The 19,374-nt window shown below is 70.9% G+C and carries 17 protein-coding genes; 14 read left to right on the top strand and 3 right to left on the bottom strand.

Annotation, left to right across the window (positions count from 1 at the left end; translation table 11 throughout):
* Positions 1 to 118 precede the first annotated feature (118 nt).
* On the top strand, positions 119 to 1,846 hold the full coding sequence (locus ACO0M4_RS40980) for a threonine/serine ThrE exporter family protein (protein ID WP_430376362.1): 1,728 nt from the start codon (positions 119 to 121) through the stop codon (positions 1,844 to 1,846).
* A 167-nt stretch (positions 1,847 to 2,013) separates the two neighbouring features.
* Here the strand turns inward: ACO0M4_RS40980 and ACO0M4_RS40975 are convergent, their stop codons facing one another.
* The gene (locus ACO0M4_RS40975; protein ID WP_016570635.1) at positions 2,014 to 2,505 is read right to left on the bottom strand and encodes an inorganic diphosphatase; all 492 of its coding nucleotides are present in this window, start codon (positions 2,503 to 2,505) and stop codon (positions 2,014 to 2,016) included.
* An 86-nt stretch (positions 2,506 to 2,591) separates the two neighbouring features.
* On the opposite strand from ACO0M4_RS40975, the gene dacB reads away from it, so the two are divergent.
* The 6 genes from dacB to folE all read left to right on the top strand — a co-directional run bounded on the left by dacB (position 2,592) and on the right by folE (position 10,347).
* Positions 2,592 to 4,190 carry a D-alanyl-D-alanine carboxypeptidase/D-alanyl-D-alanine endopeptidase gene (gene dacB, locus ACO0M4_RS40970; RefSeq protein ID WP_430376361.1) on the top strand — a complete coding sequence of 533 codons (1,599 nt, stop codon included), beginning with the start codon at positions 2,592 to 2,594 and terminating at the stop codon, positions 4,188 to 4,190.
* A 155-nt stretch (positions 4,191 to 4,345) separates the two neighbouring features.
* A complete protein-coding gene (locus tag ACO0M4_RS40965) occupies positions 4,346 to 5,491 on the top strand; it encodes a zinc-dependent metalloprotease (RefSeq protein ID WP_430376359.1) in 1,146 nt (381 codons plus the stop codon).
* 195 nt (positions 5,492 to 5,686) lie between these two features.
* Complete coding sequence (gene tilS / locus ACO0M4_RS40960) at positions 5,687 to 6,694, top strand: tRNA lysidine(34) synthetase TilS (RefSeq protein WP_430376357.1); 1,008 nt, start codon at positions 5,687 to 5,689, stop codon at positions 6,692 to 6,694.
* A gap of 109 nt (positions 6,695 to 6,803) precedes the next feature.
* Positions 6,804 to 7,343 (top strand): hypoxanthine phosphoribosyltransferase, encoded by a 540-nt coding sequence (gene hpt, locus ACO0M4_RS40955; protein WP_039641113.1) that lies wholly within the window; start codon positions 6,804 to 6,806, stop codon positions 7,341 to 7,343.
* Between the two features lie 284 nt (positions 7,344 to 7,627).
* The gene (gene ftsH, locus ACO0M4_RS40950; protein WP_430376356.1) at positions 7,628 to 9,634 is read left to right on the top strand and encodes an ATP-dependent zinc metalloprotease FtsH; all 2,007 of its coding nucleotides are present in this window, start codon (positions 7,628 to 7,630) and stop codon (positions 9,632 to 9,634) included.
* A gap of 107 nt (positions 9,635 to 9,741) precedes the next feature.
* Positions 9,742 to 10,347 (top strand): GTP cyclohydrolase I FolE, encoded by a 606-nt coding sequence (gene folE / locus ACO0M4_RS40945; protein ID WP_039634160.1) that lies wholly within the window; start codon positions 9,742 to 9,744, stop codon positions 10,345 to 10,347.
* 117 nt (positions 10,348 to 10,464) lie between these two features.
* Here folE and ACO0M4_RS40940 read toward each other — a convergent pair whose 3' ends face one another.
* Entirely contained in the window at positions 10,465 to 11,580 is a 1,116-nt protein-coding gene (locus ACO0M4_RS40940; RefSeq protein WP_430376354.1) for an alpha/beta hydrolase, read from the bottom strand.
* A 141-nt stretch (positions 11,581 to 11,721) separates the two neighbouring features.
* Here ACO0M4_RS40940 and ACO0M4_RS40935 point away from each other — a divergent pair, with 141 nt between their 5' ends.
* The 6 genes from ACO0M4_RS40935 to ACO0M4_RS40910 all read left to right on the top strand — a co-directional run bounded on the left by ACO0M4_RS40935 (position 11,722) and on the right by ACO0M4_RS40910 (position 17,207).
* A complete protein-coding gene (locus ACO0M4_RS40935) occupies positions 11,722 to 13,563 on the top strand; it encodes a phosphatidylglycerol lysyltransferase domain-containing protein (RefSeq protein ID WP_430376353.1) in 1,842 nt (613 codons plus the stop codon).
* 121 nt (positions 13,564 to 13,684) lie between these two features.
* Complete coding sequence (folP, locus tag ACO0M4_RS40930; RefSeq protein WP_430376352.1) at positions 13,685 to 14,614, top strand: dihydropteroate synthase; 930 nt, start codon at positions 13,685 to 13,687, stop codon at positions 14,612 to 14,614.
* A gap of 5 nt (positions 14,615 to 14,619) precedes the next feature.
* Entirely contained in the window at positions 14,620 to 15,102 is a 483-nt protein-coding gene (locus ACO0M4_RS40925; protein ID WP_430376351.1) for a nuclear transport factor 2 family protein, read from the top strand.
* 402 nt (positions 15,103 to 15,504) lie between these two features.
* A complete protein-coding gene (gene folB, locus ACO0M4_RS40920; RefSeq protein ID WP_016574864.1) occupies positions 15,505 to 15,864 on the top strand; it encodes a dihydroneopterin aldolase in 360 nt (119 codons plus the stop codon).
* A complete protein-coding gene (gene folK / locus ACO0M4_RS40915) occupies positions 15,861 to 16,505 on the top strand; it encodes a 2-amino-4-hydroxy-6-hydroxymethyldihydropteridine diphosphokinase (RefSeq protein WP_430376350.1) in 645 nt (214 codons plus the stop codon). The genes folB and folK overlap by 4 nt, the downstream gene beginning before the upstream one ends.
* A gap of 210 nt (positions 16,506 to 16,715) precedes the next feature.
* Entirely contained in the window at positions 16,716 to 17,207 is a 492-nt protein-coding gene (locus ACO0M4_RS40910) for a DUF3180 domain-containing protein (protein ID WP_430376349.1), read from the top strand.
* A 49-nt stretch (positions 17,208 to 17,256) separates the two neighbouring features.
* Here the strand turns inward: ACO0M4_RS40910 and ACO0M4_RS40905 are convergent, their stop codons facing one another.
* Positions 17,257 to 18,435, bottom strand: coding sequence for an ABC transporter ATP-binding protein (locus ACO0M4_RS40905; RefSeq protein WP_430376348.1), 1,179 nt, complete (start codon positions 18,433 to 18,435; stop codon positions 17,257 to 17,259).
* 208 nt (positions 18,436 to 18,643) lie between these two features.
* On the opposite strand from ACO0M4_RS40905, the gene ACO0M4_RS40900 reads away from it, so the two are divergent.
* Entirely contained in the window at positions 18,644 to 19,372 is a 729-nt protein-coding gene (locus ACO0M4_RS40900) for an ABC transporter permease (RefSeq protein WP_430376393.1), read from the top strand.
* Positions 19,373 to 19,374 lie beyond the last annotated feature (2 nt).

Raw genomic sequence — 19,374 nt, 5'->3', positions numbered from 1 at the left:
AACGTACGACGCGGACCGATCAAAGTCGTGGGGCCCCCGGGGAAGCGTCGCGTCCCCCTATACGGCATCGTGTGCATGACCGGTCGGCAGGAGGCGTAGGTAAGAGGAGCGGAGAGACGTGGCGTCGGATCCACCACGCGGCAGCAGTAGCGGCGGCAGCGGTAGAAGTAATGGCAGCGGTACCTCGGAGCAGGCCGGTCTTCCGGAGGAGCGCAAGCCGCAGTCGGACGAGGCGCGTAGTGCCTTCACCCCGCCGCTGGGCGTTCCGTTGCCCTCGCCGCCCGAGGAGGAGCACCCCACCTCCGAGTTCGCGTTGCCCGACGGGCTGCGGGCGGAGGTGCCGGCCGAGCCGGAGGGGTCGGCGTTCGCCCCGCCGGGGGGTACCACCGGGCAGACCCCGCTCCCCTCGTTCACGCCGCCGCACGGCATACCGGTACTGAGCCTGACCAAGGAAGCGCCGTGGCAGGACCGGATGCGCACGATGCTGCGGATGCCGATCCACGAGCGGCCGGTGCCCGAGCGCGCGGAGCGTGCCGAGGAGGAGGGCACCGGGCCCGCCGTGCCGCGCGTCCTGGACCTGACGCTGCGTATCGGCGAGATCCTGCTGGCCGGTGGTGAGGGCGCCGAGGACGTCGAGGCGGCGATGTTCGGCGTGGCGCACGCCTACGGGCTGGAGCGGGTCGAGCCGACCGTCACCTTCACCCTGTTGTCGATCTCGTACCAGCCGTCGCTGGTCGACGACCCGGTCACCGCGAGCCGGACGGTGCGGCGGCGCGGTGTCGACTACAACCGGCTGTCGGCGGTCTTCGGGCTGGTCGACGAGATCACCTCGGAGGGCATCAGCCTCGAAGAGGCGTACCGCGGCCTGGCCGAGATCCGTCGTAACCGGCACCCGTACCCGAGCTGGGGACTGACGCTGGCCTCCGGGCTGCTGTCCGGCGCGGCGAGCATGTTGGTCGGCGGCGGGACGCTGGTGTTCATCGCGGCGGCGATCGGCTCGATACTCGGTGACCGGATCGCCTGGCTGGCGTCCGCGCGCGGGCTGCCGGAGTTCTACCAGTTCGTGGTCGCGGCGATGCCGCCGGCCGGGATGGGGCTCGTCTTCGCCCTGGCGCACTCCAACGTGCAGTCCTCCGCGGTGATCACCGGTGGGCTGTTCGCCCTGATCCCGGGGCGGGCGCTGGTCGCGGCCGTGCAGGACGGGCTGACCGGCTACTACATCACCGCCTCCGCGCGCCTGTTGGAGGTCGGCTACCTGATCGTCGGCATCGTGGTCGGCGTGCTGTCCGTGCTCTACCTCGGCTTGCAGGTCGATCCCGGCCTCAAGCGGCTCAACCCGGAGCAGGCGCTGCAGCTGTACAACGAGCCGTTGGTGCAGACCGCGGCGTCGATGCTGCTGGCGCTGGCGTTCTGCGTCCTGCTCCAACAGGAGCGCCACACCGTGGCGTTCGCGACCATAAACGGCGGGGTCGCGTGGGTGGTGTACGGGGCGCTGACCGCCACCGCCGGATTCAACGCGGTGCCCTCCACCGCCATCGCCGCGGGGCTCGTCGGCCTCTTCGGGCAGCTGCTCTCCAGGTACCGCTACGCCTCGGCGCTGCCCTATGTGACCGCGGCGATCGGCCCGCTGCTCCCCGGTAGTGCGACCTACTTCGGGCTGCTCAACTTCGCCCAGGGGAATCTGCTGGAAGGCTTCTCGTCGCTGATCAAGGCCGCCTCGCTGGCGCTGGCGATCGCCGTCGGGGTCAACCTCGGAGGCGAGGTCGCCCGGCTGTTCCTCAGGGCGCCCGGGCTCACCGAGGCGGGCGCGGGGCGCCGCGCGGCCAAGCGGACCCGCGGCTTCTAGGGCGATCTAGCGGGCAGGGACAGGCTCCTGGCCGGCGGGCCCGCGACACGCACGACGGGCGGCCCCCAGATGGGTGCCGCCCGTTCGCGTAGGAAAATCAGAGCGCGTCGGCGGGCGGTCGGGGTCCCGGAGAACCCCGCTCGCCGGCCGGATCGGCTCCGGTCGGGTCAGTGCCCGCCCTGCGCCTCGAAGCGCTTGTACGAGCGCTCGATCTCGGCCTCGGCGTCGGTGCGGCCGACCCAGTTGGCGCCCTCGACGGACTTGCCGGGCTCCAGGTCCTTGTAGACCTCGAAGAAGTGCTGGATCTCCAGGCGGTCGAACTCCGAGACGTGGTGGATGTCGCGGAGGTGCTCCACACGCGGGTCGGAGGCGGGGACGCACAGCAGCTTGTCGTCGCCGCCGGCCTCGTCCGTCATGCGGAACATGCCGATGGCGCGGCACTTGATGAGGCAGCCCGGGAAGGTCGGCTCATCCAGGATGACCAGGGCGTCCAGCGGGTCGCCGTCCTCGCCGAGGGTGTCCTCGACGAAGCCGTAGTCGGCCGGGTAACTGGTCGAGGTGAAGAGTCGACGGTCCAGGCGGATCCGACCGGTCTCGTGGTCCACCTCGTACTTGTTCCGCGAACCCTTCGGGATCTCGATGGTGACGTCGAACTCCACGGGTGGCTCCTCCATGATCAACACATACGTCTGGTGATTAAGTGTCCCCCACGCAGGTGTGTGGTGGCGAAAGGGGCTGGTCCGAAGTGCCCGAGACCCGAACATGGCAGGTCAGATGGCAGTCGGCGCAGCGTTTCGCGCGGGTGGCGGCACGCCGGGCCGGGCGTTCCGCACGGACCGCGGCACGAGCCGCACAGCGCGCTGCGCACACGACGTCGAACGCCGCACAGCAGGCGTGGCAGACCGCACCGCGGCATACGAGGCAGACCTGGCAACTGACCGCGCTGTCCGCCGCCACCGGTCTGTCGGTCGCGGTCGTCGCGGTGGCGGCGGCCGGGCCGTGGGACTCGGGTCAGCGTACGGCCGAGCGGGCGGCGGCGGTCCCCGCTCCGGCAACAGGTGGCGAGCATCACGATGACGGCCGGGCGCCCGGCCCGGCGCCCAGCGCGCCGGCCGTGCTGACCGCGCTCGGCACCCCGGCGCGCGGTGCGGCGCCGGCGCCCACCGACGCGGGGCTGGCCGACGCCCTCGCGCCGCTGCTGGCCGACCCGGCGCTGGGCCCGCTGCGGACCGCGTCCGTCGTGGACGTCGCGAACGGTCGGCAGGTCTTCGGCGAGAAGCCGGACGAGGCAGCCACCCCCGCCTCCACGGTCAAGTTGGCCACCGCGGTGGCCGCGCTCTCCCGGCTCGGTGCCGACCACCGCATCGACACCGGTGTCGTGCTGGCCGGCAAGGACCGGATCGTCCTGGTCGGCGGCGGCGACCCGACGCTCACCGCCCGGGCGTCCGGCGCCGGCCCCGGCGAGCGGCCGGCCAGTCTGCGGGACCTCGCCGACGCCACCGCCCGCGCCCTGAAACAGCGCAAGCTCACCACCGTCGGCCTCGGCTACGACGCCTCCGCCTACGTGGGGCCCGTCGAGCACCCCATCGGCCCCAACGAGAACATCGCCCCGGTCACCGCCCTGATGACCGACGAGGCCCGCCTCGACGACAGCGACCACGGCACCGGACCGCGCTCCACCGACCCCGCCCGCGACGCCGCCGGCACCTTCGCGGGCCTCCTCAAGGAGCGCGGCATCACGGTCACGGGCGATCCCGACGAGGCCCACGCCCCGAAGGCCCCCGAGCGGATCGCCGTCGTCCATTCCCTGCCGCTCTCCGCCCTCGTCGAGCGGATGCTGACCTACAGCGACAACGACATCGCCGAGGCGCTGGCCCGCCAGACCGCGCTCGCCGCCCATCAGCCCGCCAGCTTCGACGGCGCCGCCCAGGCCGTGCGGGACGCGCTGGCCGCCCAGCACCTCCCGCTGACCGGCGCCGTCTTCGAGGACGGCAGCGGCCTGGACCGGGACGACAAGGTCTCCGCGAACCTGCTCTCCCACCTCCTGCTGGCCGCCGCCGCACCCAGCAAGCCCGATCTCCGCCCGATCGTCACCGGCCTCCCGGTGGCCGCCTTCACCGGCACCCTCAGCGGCCGCTACGTGGGCGACACCGCCGGCGCCGGCACGGTACGCGCCAAGACCGGCACCCTCACCGGCGTCAACAGCCTCGCCGGCACCGTCGTCGACGCCGACGGCCGCCTGCTGGCCTTCGCCTTCATGACCACCGGCACCACCGACCCCCAGGCTGCCCAGAAGGCCCTGGACCGCATGGCCTCCACGGTGGCCAACTGCGGCTGCCGCTAGACCGGTCCCGCCGCCCCTCCGGCGCGTCACCGCACCTCGAAAGCCCCGCGCAGCGGGCATCGCCCGCCGCGGGCGCCACGGTGGGACAGCCGACAACGTGGACCGACCACCCCAGTCGGCTACCCCATAGCGGGGCGTCCCCGTACGGTGAACCCATGACGAGCATCGGTGGTGTGGAGATGGTCGACTGGAATCTCGCGGTGGCGACCGCGACCCGGTTCGTACGGCCCGGACCGGAGGTGAGCCGGGACGAGGCGCGGGCGATCGTCGCCGAACTGCGCAAGCACGCCAAGGCGTCCGAGGCGCACGTCCGCGGGTTCACCCGGATGGCGCAGCCCGGCGTGGAGGGCGAGGCGGCGCCCCACGACACACCGGTGTTGGTGGTGGACCGCCCTGGCTGGATCCGCGCCAACGTCGCCGGGTTCCGGGCGGTGCTGAAGCCGCTGCTCGCCAAGATGGAGGACCGGCGGTCCTCGACGCCCGGCGGTGCGGTGCTCGGCGCGGTCGGCGGCAAGGTGACCGGCGTGGAGCTGGGGATGCTGCTGTCGTTCTTGGCCTCGCGGGTGTTGGGCCAGTACGAGACGTTCGCCCCGGCCTCGCGGAACCTGCCGGCCGGGACGCAGGGCGGCCGGCTGCTGCTGGTGGCGCCGAACATCGTCCACGTGGAGCGGGAGCTCGACGTGGCGCCGCACGACTTCCGGCTGTGGGTGTGCCTGCACGAGGAGACCCACCGGACCCAGTTCAGTGCCGTGCCCTGGCTGCGGGACCACATCGAGGGGGAGATCCAGTCCTTCCTCGCGGAGACCGACGTCGACCCGGGGACGCTGCTGGAGCGACTGCGGGAGGCCGCCCAGTCGCTGGCCGGCGCCAAGCCGGAGGGCGAGGAGAGCGACGAGGGCCGGTCGTTGGTGGACCTGGTGCAGACGCCCGCGCAGCGGGAGATCCTCGGGCGGTTGACCGCGGTGATGTCGCTCCTGGAAGGACACGCCGACTTCGTCATGGACGGGGTGGGGCCCGAGGTGGTGCCCTCGGTGGCGGAGATCCGGGAGAAGTTCCAGAAGCGGCGGGCCAGCGGCGCGGGCCGGCTCGATGTGGCGCTGCGGAAGCTGCTGGGGCTGGACGCGAAACTCCGGCAGTACCGTGACGGCGAGCGGTTCGTGCGGTCGGTCGTCGAGGAGGTCGGCATGGACGGCTTCAACCGCATCTGGACGTCGCCGAACACCCTCCCCACCAAACAGGAGATCGCCAAACCGGCGGACTGGGTCGCGCGGGTGCACCGCAAGGTGGACGGGGCACCGTAAGCGCAGGACGTGAGCTGGGCACGCCGTGCGGCAGAAGAGCGCCCCTTCAATCACCCGTCTGAGGGACCGTGACCGATGGATAGGCGTGCAATGCTCGGGGAACTGCTCGCCTCTGTCACCATCTAGGCACTCTGTGTGACCAAGTGCCGTCCACGGCCCGAGGCTCGCCCCCCAGCTGAACGATTGGAAACGGACATGGGTCCCCATCCAGCGGTCGCCGCGATACGCCTGGCGGTCCGCCGCGTACTCCACGACGTGCTCAACCACCACTGCGCGCAGGATCGGCACGGTGCCCCCCTCGTGCTCGTCGCGTGCTCCGGCGGCGCCGATTCGATGGCGCTCGCCTCCGCCCTCGCTTTCGAAGCTCCCAAACTGGGTGTCCGTGCCGGGGGCGTGACCATCGACCACGGCCTCCAGGAAGGCTCCGACCTCCGTGCCGCCGAGGTCGCCCTGCGCCTGCGGGCACTCAAGCTCGACCCCGTCGACGTGGTCAGCGTCGAGGTGGGCCGGGCCGGCGGCCCGGAAGCGGCCGCCCGGGACGCCCGCTACGCCGCTCTGGACGCCACCGCCGACCGCCACGGCGCCAGCGCGGTCCTCCTCGGTCACACCCGCGACGACCAGGCGGAGACCGTCCTCCTGGGGCTGGCCCGTGGCTCCGGGATCCGCTCGCTCTCCGGGATGGCCGCCACCGCCGGGACGAACGGCCGCTACCGCCGCCCCTTCCTGGACGTGGACCGGCAGACTGCCCGTACGGCATGCCTCATCCAGGCCCTGCCCGTCTGGGACGACCCCCACAACACCGACCCCGCCTACACCCGTTCACGACTGCGCCACGAGGGGCTGCCCGCCCTGGAGAAGTGCCTGGGCAAGGGCGTCGTCGAGGCCCTGGCGCGGACCGCCCAGCTCTCCCGTGACGACGCCGACGCGCTGGACGCCTGGGCCGCCGACGCCGAGGCGTCGGTGCTCGACGAAGCCGGCGCCCTCGACGTCGCCGGACTCTTCGCGCTGCCGTCCGCGGTGCGCCGTCGGGTGCTGCGCCGGGCGGTCCTCGCGGCCGGTTCGCCGGCCGGTTCGCTCTTCGCCCGGCACATCGAGGAAGTGGACCGACTGATCACGGCTTGGCGGGGGCAGGGGGCCATCAACCTGCCCGGGCGCGTGGGTGTGCGACGGCAGGGTGGCAGACTGGTCATTCGGCAGGGCTGAGCCGCAGGAGATCGAGCCCTGTTTCGTGACCTCGCGACCGGTTCCGGTTTCGTGAGCTCCGATCTGCACACCGAACCGAACGAGAGTGGCACGGGTGGACGACAAGGACATGGGCGCCGACCTTCAGTCGGTGCTCATCACCAAGGAAGAGATCGACGCCAAGCTGGCCGAGCTGGCTGCGAAGATCGACGCGGAGTACGCGGGCAAGGACCTGCTCATCGTCGGTGTCCTCAAGGGCGCGGTGATGGTGATGGCGGACCTGGCGCGTGCCCTGTCCAACCCCGTCACGATGGACTGGATGGCCGTGTCCTCCTACGGCGCGGGCACCCAGTCCTCCGGTGTGGTCCGCATCCTCAAGGACCTGGACACCGACATCAAGGGCAAGCACGTCCTGATCGTCGAGGACATCATCGACTCGGGCCTGACGCTGTCGTGGCTGCTGTCCAACCTCGGTTCGCGCGAGCCCGCCTCGCTGGAGGTGTGCACGCTGCTGCGGAAGCCCGACGCGGCCAAGGTGGCGATCGACGTGAAGTGGATCGGCTTCGACATCCCCAACGAATTCGTCGTCGGCTATGGCCTGGACTTTGCGGAGAAGTACCGCAATCTGCCGTTCGTCGGTACCCTCTCGCCCCACGTGTACGGCGGCTGAGGGCGCACTCCGCGCTCGCCGGTCACCGTGCCGGACGAGGGCTCGGACGGCCCGTTTCGCCCGGCGGGAACCCTTCGGGGTTTCCCGCCGTTGGAGCAGGGAGAGGGGAATCCCGGGCTTCATTGCTCCCCACCGGCGCAGGCGCCGGGTGACAATGCTGGGGTACCGTCCGAAGGCAATCTGTTTTCGGGCCAGTAATACACACCGTACGCACGACCAGCCCTCCCAAGGGCGTTGTGCCTCACTGTGGCAGGAGGGACGGGGCCTTACGCGGCTCCGTATGGATGGACGTGAAGCGATACTTCCGTGGGCCGGTCATGTGGATCGTGCTGGCCGTCCTCGCCGTGGTCGTGTTGATGCAGGTCGTCGGCTCGTCCGGCGGCTATAAGACGGTGGACACCGGTCAGGTCGTCAAGGCGATCGCTGACAACAAGGTGAAATCCGCCGAGCTGACCACCGGCGACGAGAACAAGATCAAGATCGAGTTGTCGGGCGACAACAAGATCTCCGGCTCCAACAAGATTCAGGCCAGCTACATCGGCGACCAGGGCGTTGACCTGGCGAAGAACCTGCAGGCCAAGTACCAGACCGGCGAGATCAAGGACGGGTACACCGTTGCCCCGTCGAAGCAGAACCCGTTCGTCGGTGTGCTGCTCTCGCTGCTCCCGTTCGTGCTCATCGTGGTCGTCTTCCTGTTCCTGATGAATCAGATGCAGGGCGGCGGCTCCCGGGTGATGAACTTCGGCAAGTCGAAGGCGAAGCTGATCACCAAGGACACCCCCAAGACGACGTTCTCGGACGTCGCGGGTGCCGATGAGGCCGTCGAGGAGCTCCACGAGATCAAGGAGTTCCTCCAGGAGCCGGCGAAGTTCCAGGCCGTCGGCGCCAAGATCCCCAAGGGTGTGCTGCTCTACGGCCCGCCCGGTACGGGTAAGACGCTGCTCGCGCGGGCCGTCGCCGGCGAGGCGGGCGTCCCGTTCTACTCGATCTCCGGCTCCGACTTCGTCGAGATGTTCGTCGGTGTCGGTGCTTCCCGGGTCCGTGACCTCTTCGAGCAGGCCAAGGCGAACGCCCCGGCGATCGTCTTCGTCGACGAGATCGACGCCGTCGGCCGGCACCGCGGTGCGGGTCTCGGCGGTGGTCACGACGAGCGTGAGCAGACCCTCAACCAGCTCCTCGTCGAGATGGACGGCTTCGACGTGAAGGGCGGCGTGATCCTGATCGCCGCCACGAACCGTCCGGACATCCTCGACCCGGCGCTGCTGCGCCCGGGCCGGTTCGACCGGCAGATCGCCGTCGACCGTCCGGACCTTCAGGGCCGGCTGGAGATCCTCAAGGTTCACCAGAAGGGCAAGCCGGTCGCGCCGGACGTCGACCTCTCGGCCGTCGCCAAGCGCACCCCCGGCTTCACCGGTGCCGATCTGTCCAACGTCCTGAACGAGGCCGCCCTGCTGACGGCCCGGAGCGACGAGAAGCTGATCAACAACCACTTCCTGGACGAGGCGATCGACCGCGTCGTGGCCGGACCGCAGAAGCGGACCCGGATCATGTCCGAGAAGGAGAAGAAGATCACCGCGTACCACGAGGGCGGACACGCCCTGGTCGCGGCGGCTTCGCCGAACTCCGATCCGGTCCACAAGATCACGATCCTGTCCCGCGGTCGGGCCCTGGGCTACACCATGGTCCTGCCCGACGAGGACAAGTACTCCACCACCCGCAACGAGATGCTCGACCAGCTGGCGTACATGCTGGGCGGCCGCGCGGCGGAGGAGCTGGTCTTCCACGACCCGACCACGGGCGCCGCGAACGACATCGAGAAGGCGACCGCGACGGCCCGCGCGATGGTCACGCAGTACGGCATGACCGAGCGGCTCGGTGCGATCAAGTTCGGCACGGACAACTCCGAGCCGTTCCTGGGCCGTGAGATGGCTCACCAGCGCGACTACTCCGAAGAGGTCGCCGCGCTGGTGGACGAGGAAGTCAAGAAGCTCATCGAGACCGCGCACAACGAGGCGTGGGAGATCCTGGTCGAGAACCGCGATGTGCTCGACAACCTCGTGCTGGAGCTCCTGGAGAAGGAGACCCTCAACAAGGAGCAGATCGCCGAGGTCTTCAAGCACATCGTGAAGCGTCCGGCCCGCCCGGCGTGGACCGGCTCCTCGCGCCGTACGCCCTCGACCCGCCCGCCGGTGCTGACGCCCAAGGAGCTGGCCCCGGCCAATGGCTCCGCGGCGCCGGCGGTTTCCATGGACAAGGCGGAGGCGTCCGAGGAACCGCGTCCGGAGAGCTGAGTCGGCGGGTCGTAAGGCCCCGGAATACATGCCGCGCCCCCCGAGGTTTTAGCCTGGGGGGCGCGGCATTCCGCGTTCGAGCGGGCCCAGTAAGGAACGAGGCACCAATGACGGACCCTGTGACGCTGGACGTCGAAGGCGCGATCGGCACGTTTGACGAGAAGCGTGCGGAGAACGCCGTGCGGGAGTTGCTCATCGCGGTGGGCGAGGACCCCGACCGTGAGGGGTTGCTGGAGACGCCGGCGCGGGTGGCCCGGGCGTACAAGGAGATCTTCGCCGGTTTGTGGCAGAAGCCCGAGGACGTGCTGACCACCACCTTCGACCTCGGCCATGACGAGATGGTGCTGGTCAAGGACATCGAGGTGGTCTCGAACTGCGAGCACCACCTGGTCCCGTTCGTCGGGGTGGCCCACGTCGGCTACATCCCGTCCACCGACGGGAAGATCACCGGGCTGTCCAAGCTGGCCCGGCTGGTCGACGTGTTCGCCCGGCGTCCGCAGGTCCAGGAGCGGCTGACCACGCAGATTGCCGACTCGCTGATGAAGATCCTGGAGCCGCGCGGGGTGATCGTGGTCATCGAGTGCGAGCACATGTGCATGACCATGCGCGGGGTGCGCAAGCCGGGGGCGAAGACGACGACCTCCGCGGTGCGCGGGCAGCTGCGCGATCCCGCGACGCGGGCCGAGGCGATGAGCCTGATACTGGCCCGCTGAAGCCCTGGACCGGCTTCGGGTGCCCTGCGGGGCGTCACGGACGGAAACGGAGAGCGGCCCGGGGCCCACGGCGGATTGCCGGGGCCCCGGGCCGCTCCCGGGCTGTGAGGGGCCTGGTCAGGCCCTGAGGTGGCCGCCCATCCACTCCATGGCGGCCGGGATCTCCCGGCTCCAGGTGTTGAAGTTGTGGCCGCCGCTGTCGAGGATGATCGACGCGACGGTGGAGGGCGACTTGGTGCCCTCGATGAACTTCAGGGTGGGCTTGTAGTTGCTCTCGCCGTGCTTGCTGCTGGTGACCAGCAGGTTCACCCGGGGAGCGGGCGTGTGCTTCTGCCGCCAGTGGAGGTCGTTCTCCCGCTCCAGCTGCTTGTTGCCGCCGAAGAGGGCGCCGGTGGTGGCGTCGATCGGCGCCTTGTAGTCGCCGGAGAGGGACACCGCGGTGGAGTACGCCTTGGGGTTGCGCATGGTCAGCTTCAGGGCGCAGTAGCCGCCGGTGGAGTCGCCCATGATGCCCCAGCTCTTGGCGTCCTTGCCGACGTGGTACTGGCTGCTGATGGCGTGGCGCAGGTCGTGGGCGAAGAACGTCTCGGTCTGGGGGCCGTTGGGTATGTCCACGCACTCCGTGTCGCGGGGCGGGGCCACGGTCGGGCGCATCATCACCAGGACTGTCGGCTGGATGCGCTTCTGCTCAAGCAGGTCGTACTGGGTCTGCGGGTAGTGCAGCTTCTTGTAGAGCGCCTCGGCGGTGCCGGGGTAGCCGGTGAGGATCACCGCCGCCGGGAACTGCTTGTGCGCGTACTTCTTCTGGAAGTACTGCGGCGGCAGATAGACGTACGCCGGACTGGCGATCTTGGACTTCTGGCCGCGGACGAGGACCTTGTCCAGCCGGCCGGCGGTCGCCGGGACCGAGGCGCCCTGGATGCTCAGGCGCTCGGTGCCCAGCATCTTGAGGTTGGTGCCGTTCGGTCCGGACTTGTAGTTGGTGACCACGCCCGGCTGCTGCTCTTGGCCGAAGAGGTCGGCCCAGGAGGCGTAGAAGCCGAAGGTGTTGTTGGCGAAGAGGCCGATGGCCGCGAAGAGCGAGAGCTGCGTGGCGAAGAGCAGACCGATGCGGCCGAGTACTGCGCGCCAGTTGCCCTTGGAGAGCCGCGGCCAGAGCCAGATCGTCAGAACGAACAGTGCCACCGCGACGAGGACGGTAAGAAGCAGCACTTTCTTGCTGGTGAGACCCATGTGGTGCTTTCTTCCGGGCGGCCGGGCCATCCGGACCGCAAGTGGAACCCCGAGCCCTGCGACGCCGTCATACAGGGCGCATAAGTCCAGATGCTGCGACCAAGGCTCGCACGTTCTCTCGACCGGGGCGACGGGAAAGTGATGTCTGACAGGCTAGATGGCGAAAAGTCGGAGAAGGTTGCGTGGTCTGCGCCACGCTGGCTCCGTGGCCCGCGGCCCACATCGGTGCCGGGGCTGGTGGGCACGGCCGGAGCCGTGGTCGGTCTGTTGAATCTGGTGTCCGGGATGTTCCCGCGCTTCCGGCACAGTCGGGTGCACGCGGTGGCCGAGGTGCTGCCCGGCGCGGTGAGCCCGCTGGCGGCCTCCGCCTCGCTCGTCGTCGGGATCCTGCTGCTGCTCCTGGCCCACGGGCTCAAGCGGCGCAAGCGGCGGGCCTGGGTGGCGGCGGTGGCGCTGCTGCCGGTGGGGATCGCCGCCCAGCTGGTGTACCGGCACTCGGTCTTCGGGGCGGTGCTGTCGCTGGTGCTGCTGGGGTTCCTGATCCGGCACTGGCGGGAGTTCGCGGCGCTGCCCGATCCGCGCAGCCGCTGGAAGGCGGTGGCCAACCTCGTCGTCCTGGGTGGGGTCAGCTTCGCCCTCGGCATGGTGATCGTCAGCTCCCACCCGCACAAGATCGTCGGCTCGCCGTCGTTCGGGGAGCGTGCCGAGCACGTGTTGTGGGGGCTCTTCGGCTTCGAGGGGCCGGTCGCCTACACCAACGGCGTGGACTACACCGTGGGCTACTCGCTCGGCGCGCTGGGCCTGCTGACCGTGGCCACCACCGCGTATCTGGCCTTCCGTCCGGAGCACCCGGCGGCCCGGTTGACGGACGAGGACGAGCAGCGGCTGCGGGAACTGCTGGAGAAGCACGGCAGCCGGGACTCGCTGGGCTACTTCGCGCTGCGCCGGGACAAGGGCGCGGTGTTCTCGCCGTCCGGCAAGGCCGCGGTCTGCTACCGGGTGATCTCCGGTGTGATGCTGGCCAGCGGCGACCCGATAGGGGACGTCGAGGCATGGCCGGGCGCCATCGAGCGCTTCATGGAGGAGGCGCGGGCGCACTCCTGGACCCCGGCGGTCACCGGGTGCAGTGAGACCGGCGGCCAGGTGTGGACCCGGGAGACCGGGATGGACGCGCTGGAGCTGGGCGACGAGGCGATCGTGGACGTCGCCGACTTCACCCTGACCGGCCGGTCGATGCGCAATGTGCGGCAGATGGTCAAGCGCATCGAGCGGAACGGCTACGAGACCCGGGTCCGGCGGGTCCGCGACCTGGATCCGGAGGAGCTGGCCCGTATCCAGAAGGCGGCGGACGCCTGGCGGGACACCGACACCGAGCGCGGCTTCTCCATGGCGCTGGGCCGGATCGACGCCGAGGCCGACGGCGATGCGGTGATCGCCACCGCGCACCAGGCGCCGGCCGAGGGCGAGGAGCCGGGCCCGTTCGGGGACCTCAAGGCGATGCAGCACTTCGTCCCGTGGGGGCGCGACGGGATCTCGTTGGAGCTGATGCGGCGGGACCGCAGTGCCGACCCGGGGATGAACGAGCTGCTGATCGTGGCGGCGTTGCAGGCGGCGCCGGAGCTGCGGATCAAGCAGGTGTCGCTGAACTTCGCGGTGTTCCGCTCGTCGCTGGAGCGCGGCGAGAAGCTGGGCGCGGGGCCGGTGCTGCGGGTCTGGCGGGGCATGTTGATCTTCCTGTCCCGTTGGTACCAGATCGAGTCGCTGTACAAGTTCAACGACAAGTTCCAGCCACGCTGGGAGCCGCGGTTCGTGGTGTTCCGTAACAGCCGGGACATCCCGCGGATCGGCCTGGCGACGTTGCAGGCCGAGGGGTACCTGGAGCTGCCGCGGGTGCTGCGCCGCCGGAAGGCCGCCGAGCCGCAGCCGTGCGGGCACCTGGAGGAGTCGGTGCTGGCGGCCGGGACGCTGGAGAAGGTCGCTTGAGGTCCTCGTCGGCCCGGCTGGGGCCGGGCCGACCAGGCGCCCCTCAGGGGGTTGCGGTCGGGTGATCCACGCAGCCGGCGGGGGCAATCCGGCCGGTCGGCACACGGCCTACGCTGGTCCCATGAGTAGCTTGCGCGGCCGGGTGGCCGGACTGCCGGACTGGGACCGCTGCGCGGTGATGGGCGTCGTGAACGTGACGCCCGATTCGTTCTCCGACGGCGGCGACTGGTTCGACACCGAGCTCGCCGTCAAACACGGTCTGGACCTGGTGGCCCAGGGCGCCGACATCGTGGACGTCGGCGGTGAGTCGACCCGCCCCGGTGCGCCCCGGGTGGACGTGTCCGAGGAGCTGCGCCGGGTCGTCCCGGTGGTCCGGGAGTTGGCCGCGGCGGGGGTGGTGGTGTCCGTCGACACCATGCGCGCCGCGGTGGCCGAGCAGGCCGTGGAGGCGGGGGCGTGCCTGGTCAATGACGTGAGCGGGGGCCTGGCCGACCCGGCGATGGTGCCGGTGGTCGCCGCCCACCACGTCCCGTTCGTGGTGATGCACTGGCGCGGCCAGTCGATCGACATGAACAACCGGGCGGTCTACGCCGACGTGGTCGGCGAGGTGGTCGACGAGTTGGCGACGAGCCTGGAGCGCGCGGTCGCCGGCGGGGTGGACCCGGAGCGGATCGTCGTCGACCCCGGACTGGGCTTCGCCAAGGAGGCCGGGCACGACCTGGCGTTGGTCGCCCAGATGGGTCGGCTGCGGGCGCTTGGCCGACCGCTGCTGGTGGCCGCATCGAGGAAACGGTTCCTGGGCAGGGTGCTGGCAGGCGGCGAAGGTGCCGCTCCACCGCCGGCCCGGGAGCGGGATGCCGCGACGGCGGCGGTGTCGGCGATCGTGGCGCGAGAGGGGGCCTGGGCGGTGCGGGTGCATGAGGTCAGGGCGAGCGCGGACGCGGTGCGGGTGGCCCGTGCCGTTGAGGGCGCGGCGCGGCCGGTCGGGGGCGTCGGGGCGTCCGGCGCGGTGCGGGCGAGCGGTACGGCGACGACGACGGGGACGAAGTGAGCGGCTTGGGCCCACGGACGGACATCGAGCAGGTCGAGCAGGCGAACACCGCGCTCTACGAGACCATCGAACGGGGCGACCACGAGGCGCTGTCCGAGCTGTGGCTGGACGGTCAGGTGAGTGTCGTCCACCCGGGGTGGCCGGTGCTGCGCGGGCGCGGGGAGGTGCTCCGTTCGTACGCGCTGATCATGGCGAACACCGAGTACATCCAGTTCTTCCTGACCGATGTGGAGATCGACGTCATCGGCGACACCGCGCTGGTCACCTGCACGGAGAACATCCTCAGCGGCGGCCCCGCCGAGGACGACGGCTCCGTGGGACCGCTGATCGGCCAACTGGTCGTGGCGACCAACGTCTTCAAGCGGACCGAGGACGGCTGGCGGGTCTGGTCGCACCATGGTTCGCCGGTGCTCGCGGACCGTGAGGACGACGACGGGGATGACGAAGAGGACGAGGACGAGGAGAACGGGCCGGCCGGGCGGCTGTGAATCCCCCTCCGCGTCTCCCCGCCGCATCCCCGTTCACATCCCAGTCCGCGGACATGTGAGTGGCTTCACAAGCGCTGTGTTGGTGGCGGCGTGAGCTGGTGCGCCCGGTGTCAGCGGCCCGGGTGGGGCGCACCCGTTCGAGCCAAGTGCGGCATGGGTAGGGGTGGGGCGGGCGTGCGCGGGTAAGAGGCCGCGCGGACGATCTCCCGTGCTTTGCAAGGCTGGCCGCGCGACACGGCCTAGCAGTAGGACGGGGCCTTGTCCATAGCCCCCATGGGCGAGCACTGTCGGTGCTCGCAGGTAGATTCGAATGGGGCAGTGTCGCCGGCCGACTTTGGCGCCTGCCTGAATCCGACGAACAGTGGCGCCAGCGGCGTCGCGGGACCAGTGGGAGTGATTCGCGTGGATCGTGTCGCGCTGCGTGGGCTTAAGGCCCGAGGACACCACGGGGTGTTCCCCCGGGAACGCGAGGAAGGCCAGACCTTCATCGTCGACCTGGTCCTCGGCCTGGACACGCGCCCGGCGGCAGCCTCCGACGATCTTGCGAAGACCGTCCACTACGGCATCGTCGCCGAGGAGGTGGTGGCCGTCGTCGAAGGCGAGCCCGTCGACCTCATCGAGACCTTGGCGGAGCGCATCGCCGACCAGTGCCTGAAGCACGAGGGGGTGCAGGAGGTGGAAGTGGTGGTCCATAAGCCGGACGCACCGATCACCGTCCCCTTCGATGACGTGACCATCACCATCACTCGGAGCCGAGTATGAAAATTACCCAGCAGCCGGCCCCCGCCACCTCCCGCACCTCCCACGCCGCATCCGTCAACGACCCGACCGTCCAGCCGGTGCCCGCCTCGGTGGTGGAGCAGGTGGACGCGGCAGACGTCACACTCTCCAACCCCAAGCGCGCGGTGATCTCGCTGGGCAGCAACCTCGGCAACCGCCTGGAGACGCTCCAGGGCGCGATTGACGCGCTGGAGGACACCCCGGGCGTCCGGGTCAAGGCGGTCTCCCCGGTGTACGAGACCGAGCCGTGGGGCGTCGACCCCGGCTCGCAGCCCGCGTACTTCAATGCCGTGGTGCTGATCAAGACGACGCTGCCGCCGGATTCCCTCCTGGAGCGCGGGCACGCCATCGAGGAAGCCTTCGAGCGGGTGCGGGACGAGCGCTGGGGTCCGCGCACGATCGACGTCGACATCCTCGCCTACCAGGACGTGGTCTCCGACGACCCGCGGCTGACGCTGCCGCACCCGCGCGCCCACGAGCGGGCGTTCGTCCTGGTGCCGTGGCACGACGTCGACCCGGAGGCGGAGGTTCCGGGCCGTGGTGCGGTGGCCGCCCTGCTGGCCGCGATCGGCATCGAGGGCGTGAACCACCGGGCGGACCTGGAACTGCGGCTGCCGGAGTAGTCGTTAGGGTTGCGGGCCGGTTGCGTACGGTGGCGATGCGCCCGGGACGCCTGATGCGCTGATGTACTGGCGTGAGGACGTCGCGGTGGCGCGCTCACGCGTGCGCGGACGGCCGGACGGATACGGCGGCCGCACCGACAGGTGCGGCCATGAGGCGGACTCGGTCATCGCGGTAGGGATGGCCGGGACGGTGCGAGGGGCGATCGCTCGGTGAAGCAGCTACGGATCAAGGTCCTGGTCGGGCTGTTCGTGGTGGCCGGGATCCTGGCCTGGGCCGGTGCCCGGCTGTGGGACTCGTTCGGCACGCTGCCCGGCGTGCCGGTGGCGGCGCCGATCGTGCTGGCGCTGATCGCCGCGGTGCTGGCCGCCACCGCCCTCTCCCTGCGCGCCCGATTGCGGGCGCAGCGCGAGCGGCGGCCCGGCGCGAAGGGCGTCGATCCGCTGGTGGCCGCCCGCGCGGTGGTCTTCGGCCAGGCCAGCGCCCTGGTGGCGGCACTGGTCGCCGGGCTCTACGGCGGCGTCGGAGCCTTCCTCCTGACATCGGGCGTGGACGACGCACGTCGCACCCAGGCGGTGTACGCCGGGTTCTCGGTGCTCGCCGGTGCGGGGGTGGTCGCCGCGGCGATCTTCCTGGAGCGGGTCTGCAAGCTGCCCGAGGGCGAGGACGGGGACGACGACGACCCCGGGGCGGCGCGGGCGTGACGCGGCCCCGGCCGGCGCGGGTCGGTCCGGCCGGGCCGCGGCGGGTGGTTCAGATGCTCGGGACGGTGTCCAGGGCGACCTCGTCGCGCGGGAGGTCGGCGGCGTCCGCGGTGGTGGCGCGGCGCAGGGCGCCGTGCAGTCCGGCGGGCGTGAGGACGCCCCGGTAGCGGTCGCCGTCGAGGACCGCGAGCCAGCCCGCGTCGTGTTGGAGCAGGGTGCTGAGCGCCTGCCGGAGCGGGGTGCCGAGCGGCACGGCGGCGGTCATCGGGCGGGCCAGGCCACGGACGGTGGTGGACCGGTCCGCGGCGGGGCCGGAGGTGTCGGTGAGCGCGTCGGCCGCCACCCAGCCGTACGGCGATCCTTCGGCGTCCAGGACGACGGCCCAGGGGGCGTCGGCGGCGGAGAGCGCGTCGGCGGCCCGGGAGGCCGGGTCGTCCAGGCGGACCACCGGGGGCTCGTCGAGGTCGGCGGCTTCGACGGGGGTGACCGCGAGGCGCTTCAGGCCGCGGTCGGCGCCCACGAACTCCGCGGTGTACGGGGTCGCCGGGGCGCCCAGGACCGTCGCCGGGGTGTCCAACTGCTCGATCCGCCCGGTGCCGTAGACGGCGATGCGGTCGCCGAGCCGGACCGCCTCCTCGATGTCGTGGGTGACGAAGAGCACGGTCTTGTGGAGCGTGGACTGCAGCCGCAGGAACTCGTTCTGGAGGTGCTCCCGGACGACCGGGTCGACGGCGCCGAACGGCTCGTCCATCAGCAGCACGGGCGGGTCGGCGGCGAGCGCGCGGGCCACGCCGACGCGCTGGCGTTGGCCGCCGGAGAGTTGGTCGGGGTAGCGGTCGCCGTAGACGGACGGGTCCAGGCCGACCAGGTCGAGGAGTTCGGCGGCGCGGGCCCGGGCCGCTTTGCGCGGCCGGCCGAGGAGGTGCGGGACGGTGGCGGTGTTGTCCAGCACGGTCTTGTGGGGGAAGAGCCCGACCTGCTGGATGACGTAGCCGATGCGCCGGCGGAGTTCGACGGGGTCGGCGTCGGCGATGTCCTCGCCGTCGAGGAGGATCCGGCCGCTGGTGGGCTCGATGAGCCGGTTCACCATCTTCATCGTGGTCGTCTTGCCGCAGCCCGACGGGCCGACGAGGGTGATGAGTTCGCCCTTGGCGACGTCGAAGGAGAGGTCGTCGACGGCCGTTGTGCCGTCGGCGTAACGCTTGGTGACGTGCTCGAAGCGGATCATGAATTCCCCCTGTGTGGACGGGCCCCATTGTGTACGTGTCGTGCCCGGGTGCCGTGAACGCGGTGTTGCGAGTGGATGCCGGGCCGCGGTGATTGTCAGTGGTGGGGGTTAGGGTCGCAGACAGTCACCACGGTATCGGCGAGCGGGGGAGGTGACGGCGGTGGAGGTGCCGACGCGTGCGGCGGAGGTGCTGGCGAGCGCTCAGACCATGGCGCAAGGCGGCGGGCCCGGCTGCCTGGAGCGCAACGACTGGATCTGCGGGGAATACCTCCGCACCCGGAGCCAGGAGTTGGTGGACGCCACGCTCCAGCACGTCGGCATCACGGTGGTGTCGGTGCTGCTCGGGCTGCTGGTCGCCTTTCCGTTGGCGCTGCTGGCGCGGCACCGGCGGGGCGTCGCGGGGCCGGTCCTGGGGCTGACGACGGTGCTGTACACGGTGCCGTCGTTGGCGATGTTCGCGCTGCTGACACCGGTCTTCGGGGTCTCGCCGTCGGTGGTCGTCACGGGCCTGGTGCTGTATTCGCTGACGATCCTGGTGCGCAATATCCTCGCCGGCCTGGAGGCGGTGCCCGCCGAGGTGCGGGAGGCCGCCCGCGGGATGGGGTACGGCCCGGCACGGCTGCTGTTCGAGGTGGAACTCCCGCTCGCCCTGCCCGCGTTGGTGGCAGGCGTGCGGATCGCCACGGTCTCGACGGTGGCGATGACGACGATCGGCTCGGTCGTCGGCTACGGCGGGCTGGGCAATCTCATAGCCAGCGGTATGGAGGGCTTCTTCAAGGCGGAGGTGCTGACCGCGTCGGTGCTGTGCGTACTGCTGGCGCTGGTGGCGGACCTGCTCCTGTTGGGGCTGCAGCGGCTGCTGACGCCGTGGACGCGGGCGCGGTCCGAGGGGCGTCGGATGCGGCGCGGGGCGACCGTGGCGAAGGCGGTGGGGTGAGC

It is taken from the genome of Streptomyces sp. RGM 3693 (genome assembly GCF_050471125.1).
Classification (GTDB): domain Bacteria; phylum Actinomycetota; class Actinomycetes; order Streptomycetales; family Streptomycetaceae; genus Streptomyces.
This window is presented reverse-complemented; position numbering and strand designations above follow the sequence as displayed.

Coding starts and splice junctions, on each gene's coding strand:
- ACO0M4_RS40965 (WP_430376359.1), top strand. CDS start 4,346: ATGACGAGCATCGGTGGTGTGGAGATGGTCGACTGGAATCTCGCGGTG.
- tilS (WP_430376357.1), top strand. CDS start 5,687: ATGGGTCCCCATCCAGCGGTCGCCGCGATACGCCTGGCGGTCCGCCGC.
- hpt (WP_039641113.1), top strand. CDS start 6,804: ATGGGCGCCGACCTTCAGTCGGTGCTCATCACCAAGGAAGAGATCGAC.
- ftsH (WP_430376356.1), top strand. CDS start 7,628: ATGGACGTGAAGCGATACTTCCGTGGGCCGGTCATGTGGATCGTGCTG.
- folE (WP_039634160.1), top strand. CDS start 9,742: ATGACGGACCCTGTGACGCTGGACGTCGAAGGCGCGATCGGCACGTTT.
- ACO0M4_RS40940 (WP_430376354.1), bottom strand. CDS start 11,580: ATGGGTCTCACCAGCAAGAAAGTGCTGCTTCTTACCGTCCTCGTCGCG.
- ACO0M4_RS40935 (WP_430376353.1), top strand. CDS start 11,722: ATGTCTGACAGGCTAGATGGCGAAAAGTCGGAGAAGGTTGCGTGGTCT.
- folP (WP_430376352.1), top strand. CDS start 13,685: ATGAGTAGCTTGCGCGGCCGGGTGGCCGGACTGCCGGACTGGGACCGC.
- folK (WP_430376350.1), top strand. CDS start 15,861: ATGAAAATTACCCAGCAGCCGGCCCCCGCCACCTCCCGCACCTCCCAC.
- ACO0M4_RS40905 (WP_430376348.1), bottom strand. CDS start 18,435: ATGATCCGCTTCGAGCACGTCACCAAGCGTTACGCCGACGGCACAACG.
- ACO0M4_RS40900 (WP_430376393.1), top strand. CDS start 18,644: ATGGCGCAAGGCGGCGGGCCCGGCTGCCTGGAGCGCAACGACTGGATC.